Origin of the sequence: Brevibacterium mcbrellneri ATCC 49030 (genome assembly GCF_000178455.1) — a bacterium.
GTDB lineage: Bacteria > Actinomycetota > Actinomycetes > Actinomycetales > Brevibacteriaceae > Brevibacterium > Brevibacterium mcbrellneri.
Genome location: NZ_ADNU01000046.1, coordinates 77,956 through 88,322, shown reverse-complemented (window position 1 = coordinate 88,322; position 10,367 = coordinate 77,956). Strand labels below are relative to the sequence as shown.

The window sequence follows — 10,367 nt, the reverse complement described above, 5'->3', positions numbered from 1 at the left end:
GTGAACAGCCGGTGTATATGCTCAGCGACTCTATGTGCTCAGTCGTTCGTTGCTGTTACAGAGAGTAGTACAGTTCGAACTCTGTAGGCGTTGGGCGCAGGCGCATCACGTCGATTTCGTGGGTGCGCTTGTAGTTGATCCACGTGTCGATGAGGTCATCGGTGAACACGTCTCCCTGTGTGAGGAAGTCGCGGTCGTTGTCGAGTTCGTCGAGCGCCTCTTCCAACGATGCAGGCACGTGCTTGATGTCCTGCAACTCCTCTGGCGGGAGCTCGTACAGGTCCTTGTCGACTGGCTCTGGTGGCTCAATGCGGTTACGGATTCCATCCAAACCAGCCATGAGCTGAGCCGAGAACGCCAGATATGGGTTGGACGAAGGGTCCGGTGCACGGAACTCCAGACGCTTTGCCTTAGGGGAGTCTCCCGTGACTGGAATGCGGATCGCAGCCGAACGGTTACGCGCCGAGTACACCAAGTTGATAGGGGCTTCGTATCCAGGAACCAGACGGCGGTAGGAGTTGATGGTGGGGTTGGTGAAGGCCAAGACAGCGCCTGCGTGTTCGATGAGGCCACCGATGTACCAGCGGGCTAGGTCCGAAAGCCCGGCGTATCCGTTTTCGTCGTAGAACAGAGGCTTACCGTCTTTCCAGAGCGACTGGTGGCAGTGCATTCCCGAACCACTGTCGTCCATGAGCGGGCGAGGCATAAACGTGACCGTCTTGCCCCGCTGTTCAGCCACTGAGCGAACAATGTACTTGAAGTCGAGAAGCTGGTCGCCCGCCTTCTGTAAAGTGGCGAACTTGTAGTTGATTTCCTGTTGCCCAGCGGTTCCGCATTCGTGGTGCGCACGCTCCATCTCAAACCCGATCGACTCGAGGGTGAGAGAAATCTCATCACGAATATCCGCGTCTTTGTCCTGTGAGCCCGCTGTGAAGTACCCGCCGTTCATGGGGGTCTTGTAGCCCAGGTTGCCACCAAGTTCTTCGCGCCCGGTGTTCCAGGCGGCTTCTTCCGAGTCGATCTTGTAGAAGCTGTGGCCTGGTGTTACCGAGTAGCGAATTTCGTCGAACATATAGAACTCGGCTTCTGCGCCAAAGAACACGGTGTCCGCGATTCCAGTGGACTTCAAGTAGGCTTCGGCCTTGGCCGCGACCTGACGGGAGTCGCGCGAATACGGTTCATCGGTAAACGGATCCACAATCGAGTGGTTGACAACGAGTGTTTTCGCATCGCGGAACGGGTCGATGTACGCCGAGCTGACATCGGCAAGCAGCTTCATGTCTGATTCGTTGATCGTTTGGAACCCGCGAACTGACGACCCATCAAAGAGTAAGCCGTCTCGAATCTCATCCTCCCCGTATGCACTAGCTGGAAGATTGAAACGTTGCACTACTCCCGGCAGGTCACAGAACCTGACGTCCACAAACTTCACGTCGTGATCAGCAAGATAGGCAACTAGTTCACTTGGTGTCGAGAACACATTTACTCCTAATCGGGTTTTTCACCAGTGATTCGAGTTTAACGGCCAAGCATGAAGGAACCATGTCTGAATCGTTTCGTGCGTGTTTCGGCCCGGCCGAATTGGGTATTTCCCGAGGTGGGTAAGAGTGAGGGCGATGGGTGCCGGCGGCAGGGCGCACAGGTACACTGGGCGGGTGAATCGAACAGCAGGCTCGCAGTCGGCCAACGACTACCCAGGTAAGAAGTACGGATTCCCCCAGTCGGGACGAGGTTCCGTTGCCCCCGTCATTCGTCGTTTGGGGGCGCTCTTCATTGACTGGGGGATCGCTTTTGGCTTGTCCGTTCTGTTTTTTGACAACAACGAGTGGGTCACGTGGGTGCTGTACTCGCTTGAAGTGCTCATCATGTTGCCACTGTTGGGGTACACGATCGGGTACCGAGTTTTCGGCCTGCTGCTCATGACAACAGAGGGTCAAAAAGTGAACGTGCTACGTGTCCTGTTACGTCACCTTGCGTTCTGCCTGGTGATCCCGGCGATCATTTATGATCCTGACCGCCGAGGTCTCCACGACTATGCGGGGAAATCAGTGGTGGTTCGGAGTTAACTTAGCGACCTCGGATTGCGCGACGGTCGGGACGCGCACGGTTAGGGTCAATGCCCTTGGGGATGGGTGGCCGGCTGGTCATCGATCCCAGTGATGAGAGGCGTTTGCGAACTGCCAGAACTTCGTCCTTGTGCAGTTTGCGTGGCAGCTTGTGCACGGTGGACACGAGGTTGTCCATGGGCACCTGGTCTTTACCGTCGCCTGCTTGAATAATGGTGACAGGCACGTTCGGCAGCACACGCTCGTGACGCTTGCGCTCTTTTTCAAGCATCTTGTACGTGCGATTAGCCGGGCCTTCGCTGACAAGCACAACACCACCTCGGCCGGTGGAGCGGAACACCATGTCCTTGGTGCGCGGATCAACCGCGATGGGCTGTTCATCCATGAGCCAGCTCCTGCGAGCCGAGTTCAAAACAGCGCCAATCGCACCTGGTTTCCCACGCATTTCAGCAAACGCGGCTTTCTCCGCGTAACGTCCCAAAATCCAGAGGGCAAAAACAATACCGCCCATAAACCCGAGGATTCCCCATAACCACACGGGTGGAAGGAGGAGTCCAATGAGCACACCCACAAGCGTGATACCCGCGACCGCGGCAAGCATGATCCACGGAAGCGCTGGGTAGTGTTTGCGTGCAAGCTTAAACACTTCGCGCATCTGCGCGATACGACCGGGATTTGCAGGGTCCTTGGGTTTACGTTTGAACAGTCCTCGGGAACGTTTTTCTTTGTCAGCCATAGTCTCTCGTTTGTGTACTTCTACTTCGACCTAGAATTTTACCTCTTCGCCAGCACCAAACGTATCAACTACCGACTGTGCCTCCTGCTTTGCAGGGAATTCCTTGTCGAGGTGACTTAAGTGAGCAGGGATTTCTTGTCCACGTTTACGCATCGCACCAGCCCACAGGCGTCCTGCTCGGTAGGACGAACGCACCAGCGGACCTGACATGACACCCAAGAAGCCGATCTCCAGGGCAGCGTCACGCAGTTCAACGAAATCCTGTGGCTTGACCCAACGGTCGATGGGGTGGTGGAGAGAGCTGGGCCGCAGGTACTGGGTGATGGTCACGAGGTCGGTTCCCGCTTCGTGCAGATCGCGTAGAGCTTCAATAGCTTCTTCGTTGGTTTCGCCCATTCCCAAAATAAGGTTCGATTTGGTGATGAGCCCGGCCTTGCGTGCTTTTGTCAGCACTTCAAGCGAACGTTCGTAGCGGAAAGCGGGGCGAATACGCTTGAAGATCCTGGGCACTGTCTCGAGGTTGTGGCCCAAGACTTCTGGTCGTGATGAGAACACTTCATCGAGGTCGTCGTCCCTGTTTTGGAAGTCAGGAATGAGGAGTTCGACACCAGTTCCCTGACCGTCAGGGTGTTCAAGGGCGTGAATCCGGCGTACAGTCTCGGCGTAGAGCCATGCACCGCCGTCCGGAAGGTCATCGCGCGCAACACCGGTCACGGTTGAGTAGCGAAGGCCCATTTTGGCTACCGACTCTGCAACACGTCGCGGTTCGTCACGGTCGAGCTCTTGTGGCTTTCCGGTCTCGATCTGGCAGAAGTCACAACGACGCGTACACTGCTCGCCACCGATGAGGAAGGTTGCTTCTCGGTCTTCCCAGCATTCGAAAATGTTCGGACAGCCGGCTTCTTCACACACCGTGTTGAGCTTGGAGTTACGGACTAAAGATTTGAGTTCGGTAAACTCTGGCCCGATGTTTGCTTTAGCCTTGATCCACTTAGGCTTGTCCTCAATAGGCGTCTGCTGGTTACGTGCTTCAACTCGAAGCAGTTTGCGGCCTTCAGGAGCAATTGTCACTTTTTAATTCCTTCTTATGCGGTGATGTGTTCGTTCAAAAGTTCAATCAAGCGGTCTGCTACGTCGCTGGGGTTGACGGTTCTACCAATCTCTGCAGAAATTGACGTGACACCAGCATCAGCAATGCCGCATGGGACGATCATGTCGAAGCCCGCGTTGGAATTCGAGCAGTTGAGTGCAAGGCCGTGCATCGCCACGCCCTGATGGATGCGAATCCCGATCGCTAAAATCTTGCGTTCTGGTTGTGTGTCAGTTGCTGGCAACCATACACCCGAGCGTCCTTCGACCTGGCCTGCCTGAATGCCGTATTCGGCCAGCAGGGCAATGCCGGCCTTTTCGATCTGATCCACGTACAGGCGAACCTGGTGGGCTTCACGCAGGCGGTAAATCGGGTAGACAACCAGCTGGCCGGGGCCGTGCCACGTGATTTTCCCACCTCGGTCGATATCGATAACAGGAGTACCGTCCTGAGGCCTCTCGTGGGGTTCTGTGCGTTTGCCAGCTGTGTACGTAGCGCTGTGCTCGATCACGAGCAGGGTTGATTCCCGTGTCCCATTCACCACGTCGCTGTGGTACTGGTTCTGCACATCGAGTGCATCTGTGTAGTCAACAAACTCGGGAGCGAAACCCAACTTTTCGACAATGAAAGCCATACCGATAACCCTAGACCGGATAGTGTCGACACCCAAATACAAAGTGACGAACATGACACTCTAGTTTTTCTTACACTCACAAAGTATGCTAAATAAGATCAAACGACATCAAACAGCGTTGTTTGGTTGTTGAAAGCATGAACGGATCTAGTGTCATGGAACCCATCGAAGAATACTTACGGAACCTCCATAGGAAGAACAACAGCAGCACTTCTCAGTCGTCCTTCCCTTCCAAAGAGGAGGAACCTGAAGCACCCGAACCACTGAACAAGCAGTCACCTGATGCGGCTAACGCGCCCACAACGGAGTTGCCAACGGTTGTCGCCGCACTGCGAAAAAACGAACCGGAAGGCACTCAAAAGCAGGGTACTCGCAAACAGGCAAGTCGTACACAACCCACCAGAAGAAAAAGACGCACCCAAAAACGACCTCGACGCTATGACCTCATCATCATGGCTGCAGGAGTGGTACTCGTTGCTGTGATTGTAGTCCTCGCGTTTGTTCCACGGGGCAGTGAGCAGACTGTTGCCCAAAGCGCTCCCAGTGGTTCGGAGAAACGACCAACACACGAAGAGTCAGCCCATGATGCCGTGATTCGTTTGTGTAATGAACGGGCTCTGGCCTTCAGTACGGCCGATGAAAAACTCTTGCGCTCTCTTACTGCGGACGGTTCACCTGCACGGCAGGCAGAAAAATTCGATGATCTTCACAAGTACGGGGGAGTGGACATCGCAATTGACGCTACGGACATCGACGTGGTCAGCGAGACGAATGATTCTGCCGTCGTTACCGCAACAGTCACCGCTCACCCGGAGAAGGGCGTGCGCCTGACACTCACGCTTAAGAAGGTGGACAAGCGGTGGCGCGTTTGGGAGGTCACAGAGTAGACATAAATAAACAAAGAGGGAGGTGTCTAAGCACCTCCCGCTTTGTTCTTAGCTCGACTTACAGGTCAAGGTCAGCTTCGAAGTTTCCTTCTTCCAAGCGAGCCTTGATGGTCTGCAGGAAACGGCCTGCGTCAGCACCATCAACCAGTTCGTGGTTGTAGGTCAGCGGCAGGTAGACCATGTCGCGGATCGCGATGGACTCTTCGCCGTCCTCGGTCTTGACTACGACTGGGCGCTTGGTGATCACGCCGGTGCCCAGAATGCCCATCTGAGGTGAGTTGATGATTGGCGTGTCAAACAGTGCGCCTACCGAGCCGATGTTGGTGATGGTGAAGGTTCCACCGGACAGTTCATCGGGGCCGATCGTTCCAGAACGCGTGCGCTCTGCAAGGTCGTCGATCGACTTTGACAGTTCAGCCAGTGACATTCCACCAGCGTCCTTGACAACCGGAACCAGTAGCCCACGTTCGGTGTCTACCGCGATTGCCAGGTTTTCGTGGTCGAAGTAGGTGATTTCCTTCGCATCAACGTCGTACTGTGCGTTGACTTTAGGGTGAACCTGCAGGGCTTCGACAACTGCCTTTGCGAAGAACGGCAAGTAGGTGAGCTTTACACCGTGAGTGCTCTGGAATGTGTCCTTGTGCTGCTTCCGCAGACGCGAAACGCGAGTCATGTCCACTTCGATCACCTGGGTGAGCTGAGCGGAGTTCTGGAGCGAATCGCGCATACGTGATGCGATTGTCCGGCGAATGCGGGAAGCCTTCTGCGTGGTGCCACGCAGCTTCTTCACGTCCTCTGGGATTTCCACCGTGTGTGGTCCCTTTGGAGCAACCGGCGCCGAGGTGGTTGCAGCTGGCGAAGAGGAAACAGCGTTGAGGACGTCCTCCTTGCGGATACGTCTGCCCACACCCGTTCCTTCTACAGTGTCCAGATCCACGCCCTTTTCGCGTGCAAGCTTACGCACCAGAGGAGTCACATAAGCGCCAGCGTTTGGACGTGACATGCCCCTGACCGACTGTGTCTTGACTTCTGCAGATGCGTCAGCTTCCTTCTTGGGTTCTTCCTTTTTAGGTTCTTCCTTAGGAGCTTCTTCTGCCTTGGGCTCTTCCTTAGGAGCTTCCTTAGGGGCCTCTTCAGCCTTGGGCTCTTCCTTTGGTTCTTCCTTAGGCTCGTCGTCTTGTGAAGAAGAGTCGTCAGCGGAAGCGTCGCCGGATCCAATGCGTGCCAGTGGAGCACCGACCTCAACCTCGTCGTCTTCAGCGGCGAGTTGCTCAAGAAGAACTCCGGCTACCGGCGAAGGAATTTCGGTGTCAACCTTGTCGGTCGAAACCTCGACGAGTGGTTCGTCGACCTCGACTTCCTCGCCAACTTCCTTGAGCCAGCGAGTAATGGTTCCTTCGGTCACCGACTCACCCAGAGCAGGCATAGGAACCTCGCTGGACTCACCCGATGAGGCTGGCTTCGAGCCTTCAGCCTTTTCCGCTGACGCGTCATCAGCCGAGTCTTCCTCAGCGCTGTCATCGCTTGAAGCGTCTTCGGCAGATTCTTCCTCAGAATCATCCTCAGTTTCTTCCTGAGTCTCTTCTTCAGTGTCTTCGTCAGACGAGTCGCCCCCACCGGAGCCATCGCCAATGATTGCGAGGTCTCCACCAACTTCTACAACGTCGTCCTCATCAGCAAGAATCTTCTCGAGGACACCCGCGTAAGGGCTGGGGATTTCGGTGTCGACCTTGTCGGTCGAAACCTCAAGTAACGGTTCGTCGACTTCTACTTCTTCGCCGACTTCTTTGAGCCAGCGTGTAACGGTACCTTCGGTCACGGATTCACCGAGGGCTGGCATCTGTACGGAGTTAGACATGTATTTTCCCCTGAATCAGTTGTGGAAGTGGAGTGGCTTACCGGCAAGAGCGAGCATGGCTTCGCCGATTGCTTCGTTCTGAGTTGGGTGTCCGTGGATCAGGTGTGCGACTTCTTCTGGGAATGCTTCCCAGTTGATGATGAGCTGCGCTTCACCAACCTGTTCGGAGAAACGTGCTCCAATTCCGCACAGACCCACAACCGGCCCTTCCTTCACGCGGACAGCCTTAACGAAGCCGTTGGTCTTGAGAATCGCAGACTTCGCGTTACCGCCCAGTGGGAACTTCACGCTTGCGATCTTGTCTTCGCCATACTTTTCTTTAGCCTGGTCCTCGGTGAGTCCCACGGAGAAGATTTCAGGTTCTGAGTAGGTGGCGCGTGGCACACCGTTTTCATCGACTGGAGTTGGTTCAAGTCCCGCAATTTCTTCTGCCACGAAGATTCCGTGACCAAACGAACGGTGTGCCAGCTGCAGACCAGGAACAATGTCACCGATTGCCCAGATGTTTCCGACGCCGGTGTGCAGGCGTTCATTGGTGACAACGAATCCACGGTCGAGCTTGATACCTGCTTCTTCATAACCGAAGTCGGCAGTCACCGGTCCACGACCAACAGCGACAAGAAGAACATCAGCTTCGAGTTCTGAACCGTCTTCGAGTTGAACCTTTACGCCGTTGTCGTCCTGTTCGACGCTCTTGAACTTCACGCCCAGCTTGGACTTGATCTTGCGACGGCGGAAAGCCTTTTCGAGTTCTTTTGAAATGTCGGCGTCTTCGTTTGCGACGAGGCGGGGGAGACCTTCAACAATGGTGACTTCCGAACCCAGTGATGACCAGATGCTTGCGAACTCACAACCGATCACACCGCCACCCAGAACGATCGCGCTGCCAGGCACCTCGGTGTGGCTCAAGGCTTCAGTACTGGTGAGAACGCGTCCACCAATTTCAATTCCGATCGTCTTAGGTTCGGAACCAGTAGCCAGGATGATGTTCTTTGCGTTAAGTTCAAGTTCACCCTCATCGGTCGACACAGTCACAGTCGACTGGTCCTTAAGCTTGGCTTCACCGCTAATCAGGTCAACACCGTCGGCCTTGATCATACCGGACAGACCCTTGTAGTTACGGTCGACAATTCCGTCTTTGAACTTGATCGCCGCTTCCATGTCTACACCATGGAACTCGGAAAGGATTCCGAAGCTCTTGGAGTCGCGAACGCTGTGCGCGATTTCGGCTACGTGCAACAGCGCCTTAGTGGGAATGCACCCACGGTGGAGGCACGTACCGCCCACCTTGTCGCGTTCGATAAGTGCGACCTTCATGTCAAGCTGTGAAGCACGGATTGCAGCCGAATATCCAGCTGTTCCGCCTCCCAGAATGACCAAGTCGTACGAGTTCTTAGAATCAACCACGATGAGCTCCTCATACTCGTGAAAACAAATTGCCGTATCAGCGGTTACTCTTATCTTTCCACGAACTGGGAAAAATTTGGCAACACGTTGCGGGAAGAAAGCCGAATGTGGTGCGAACAACACAAAGGTTCACACCACATTCCATGCTTCACGTCCGCATAACCGCTTGCGTGCTTAGGGTTATTTGCTCAGTCCTCGGGCGACTTCAATGAGCGTCCGCACTGGAACACCAGTCCCACCTTCGGGCGTGTAACCCCATGGGCTTGTTGTGAACGACGGGCCAGCAATGTCGATGTGTGCCCATTCCGTTCCTTCTTCAATGAATTCCTTCAGGAAGATACCGGCTGCGAGCATTCCACCCTCGCGTGTACCGGAGTTCTTCAGGTCTGCAGTCGCGGAGCGGAACTGGTCGCGGATTTCCTCGGGGAATGGCATTGGCCACATCTGTTCGCCAGCTGCGTGAGCTGCTTCACAGACGTTGTCACGCGCAGCCTCGGTCCCCATCACACCCGTCGTGCGCTTACCCAGCGCCACAATCTGAGCGCCGGTCAGCGTTGCAATGTCAATAACAAGGTCTGGGTTGTCCTTCTGTGCGGAAACCAGACCGTCAGCCAGCACCAGGCGCCCTTCAGCGTCGGTGTTGGTAATTTCAACGGTCTTACCACCCAGAATCGTGACAACATCGGACGGACGCTGAGCGTTGCCGTCAGGCATGTTCTCAGCCAGGCACAGCCATGCGGTGACCTTGACGTTCAGCCCGAGGTCGGCAACAGCGAACAGTGTGTGTGCGGCTGCTGCTGCACCACCCATGTCTGACTTCATTTCCTCCATGGACTGCGCAGGCTTAAGCGACAGACCACCGGAATCAAAGGTGATTCCCTTACCCACAAGCGCCAAGTGCTTCTCAGCCTTCTTGGGGGAGTACTCGAGCTTAACCAAACGAGGACCGCGTGCGGATCCACGGCCCACACCGTGCAGGCCGCCGTAACCGTTCTCTTCCAGGTACTTGGCGTCGTAAACCGTAGCCTTGACCTTGCGCCCCTTGGAGAGTTCGCTCACGCGGTTTGCGAAGGTTTCTGGGTATAGGTCCAACGGAGGTTGGTTCACCAGGTCACGAGCACCAGTCACACCGGACGCGATAATACGGGCCTCTTCAACAGCGTCCTTGAACTTCTTAGCGGTGATAACGGTGATTTCAGAAGCGGTCTTCTTCTTTTCGCTCACATAGTCGTTGTAGCGGTACGCACCCAACACGGCGCCCAACGTGATCGCAGCTGCGACCTCGGCGGTGGGGGTGGGCAGCGCAAAGGCGACGGAGACCTCGGCGTCCAACCCACGGGTGAATGACCCCACATGCTGACGCAACTTTTCGAGGTCATCTTCCAACTTCTCAACTTCACCAACGCCAATGACCGCGACGCTTTTCGCACTTACACCTTTGGGTGCGGCGACACGCACTGACGAACCGGCTTTACCAGCGAAGTCGATCGCATCAAGCGCGCCTGTGAGCTCTTTGACGACCGTTTTGTCCAACTCAGCGAGAACAGCGCCGTTGTGTGTTTTCGCTACGACCAAAATGTCAGCCTTGACCTTCGATGCAGAAACATTCGAAGCCGACACTGAAACCGGGACTGTTGGCATTAGTAACATTCCTTCCGTTTATTGGGTTCTTTTCGATACTAGACCAAC

At 55.3% G+C, this 10,367-nt stretch carries 9 protein-coding genes; 2 read left to right on the top strand and 7 right to left on the bottom strand.

Translation table 11 applies throughout. The features are described from left to right. Nucleotides 1-55: 55 nt before the first annotated feature. The gene (gene glnA / locus HMPREF0183_RS08025) at nucleotides 56-1,480 is read right to left on the bottom strand and encodes a type I glutamate--ammonia ligase (protein ID WP_005884827.1); all 1,425 of its coding nucleotides are present in this window, start codon (nucleotides 1,478-1,480) and stop codon (nucleotides 56-58) included. A 175-nt stretch (nucleotides 1,481-1,655) separates the two neighbouring features. Here glnA and HMPREF0183_RS08020 point away from each other — a divergent pair, with 175 nt between their 5' ends. Continuing rightward, complete coding sequence (locus HMPREF0183_RS08020; RefSeq protein WP_040348663.1) at nucleotides 1,656-2,066, top strand: RDD family protein; 411 nt, start codon at nucleotides 1,656-1,658, stop codon at nucleotides 2,064-2,066. Between the two features lies 1 nt (nucleotide 2,067). Here the strand turns inward: HMPREF0183_RS08020 and HMPREF0183_RS08015 are convergent, their stop codons facing one another. The 3 genes from HMPREF0183_RS08015 to lipB are packed head-to-tail and all read right to left on the bottom strand — an operon-like array spanning nucleotide 2,068 to nucleotide 4,526. After that, entirely contained in the window at nucleotides 2,068-2,802 is a 735-nt protein-coding gene (locus HMPREF0183_RS08015) for a DUF4191 domain-containing protein (protein ID WP_005884823.1), read from the bottom strand. A 30-nt stretch (nucleotides 2,803-2,832) separates the two neighbouring features. Next, nucleotides 2,833-3,873 carry a lipoyl synthase gene (locus HMPREF0183_RS08010; RefSeq protein WP_005884821.1) on the bottom strand — a complete coding sequence of 347 codons (1,041 nt, stop codon included), beginning with the start codon at nucleotides 3,871-3,873 and terminating at the stop codon, nucleotides 2,833-2,835. Nucleotides 3,874-3,887: 14 nt separating this feature from the next. Further along, nucleotides 3,888-4,526: a lipoyl(octanoyl) transferase LipB gene (gene lipB, locus HMPREF0183_RS08005; protein ID WP_040348605.1), complete on the bottom strand. Its 639-nt coding sequence runs from the start codon at nucleotides 4,524-4,526 to the stop codon at nucleotides 3,888-3,890. A 137-nt stretch (nucleotides 4,527-4,663) separates the two neighbouring features. Between lipB and HMPREF0183_RS08000 the strand changes: the two genes are divergently transcribed. Then, nucleotides 4,664-5,413, top strand: a complete 750-nt coding sequence (locus HMPREF0183_RS08000; RefSeq protein WP_156798210.1) for a hypothetical protein — start codon at nucleotides 4,664-4,666, stop codon at nucleotides 5,411-5,413. A 58-nt stretch (nucleotides 5,414-5,471) separates the two neighbouring features. On the opposite strand, the gene sucB is transcribed toward HMPREF0183_RS08000, so the two are convergent. The 3 genes from sucB to HMPREF0183_RS07985 all read right to left on the bottom strand — a co-directional run bounded on the left by sucB (nucleotide 5,472) and on the right by HMPREF0183_RS07985 (nucleotide 10,319). Next, a complete protein-coding gene (gene sucB / locus HMPREF0183_RS07995) occupies nucleotides 5,472-7,271 on the bottom strand; it encodes a 2-oxoglutarate dehydrogenase, E2 component, dihydrolipoamide succinyltransferase (protein ID WP_005884815.1) in 1,800 nt (599 codons plus the stop codon). 15 nt (nucleotides 7,272-7,286) lie between these two features. Then, the gene (gene lpdA, locus HMPREF0183_RS07990; protein WP_040348604.1) at nucleotides 7,287-8,678 is read right to left on the bottom strand and encodes a dihydrolipoyl dehydrogenase; all 1,392 of its coding nucleotides are present in this window, start codon (nucleotides 8,676-8,678) and stop codon (nucleotides 7,287-7,289) included. A gap of 180 nt (nucleotides 8,679-8,858) precedes the next feature. Next, nucleotides 8,859-10,319: a leucyl aminopeptidase gene (locus HMPREF0183_RS07985; RefSeq protein WP_005884810.1), complete on the bottom strand. Its 1,461-nt coding sequence runs from the start codon at nucleotides 10,317-10,319 to the stop codon at nucleotides 8,859-8,861. Nucleotides 10,320-10,367 lie beyond the last annotated feature (48 nt).

Bases quoted from the DNA above. Each gene is read 5' to 3' on its own strand.
- HMPREF0183_RS08015 (WP_005884823.1), bottom strand. From the start codon at position 2,802: ATGGCTGACAAAGAAAAACGTTCCCGAGGACTGTTCAAACGTAAACCC.
- lipB (WP_040348605.1), bottom strand. From the start codon at position 4,526: ATGGCTTTCATTGTCGAAAAGTTGGGTTTCGCTCCCGAGTTTGTTGAC.
- HMPREF0183_RS08000 (WP_156798210.1), top strand. From the start codon at position 4,664: ATGAACGGATCTAGTGTCATGGAACCCATCGAAGAATACTTACGGAAC.
- sucB (WP_005884815.1), bottom strand. From the start codon at position 7,271: ATGTCTAACTCCGTACAGATGCCAGCCCTCGGTGAATCCGTGACCGAA.
- HMPREF0183_RS07985 (WP_005884810.1), bottom strand. From the start codon at position 10,319: ATGCCAACAGTCCCGGTTTCAGTGTCGGCTTCGAATGTTTCTGCATCG.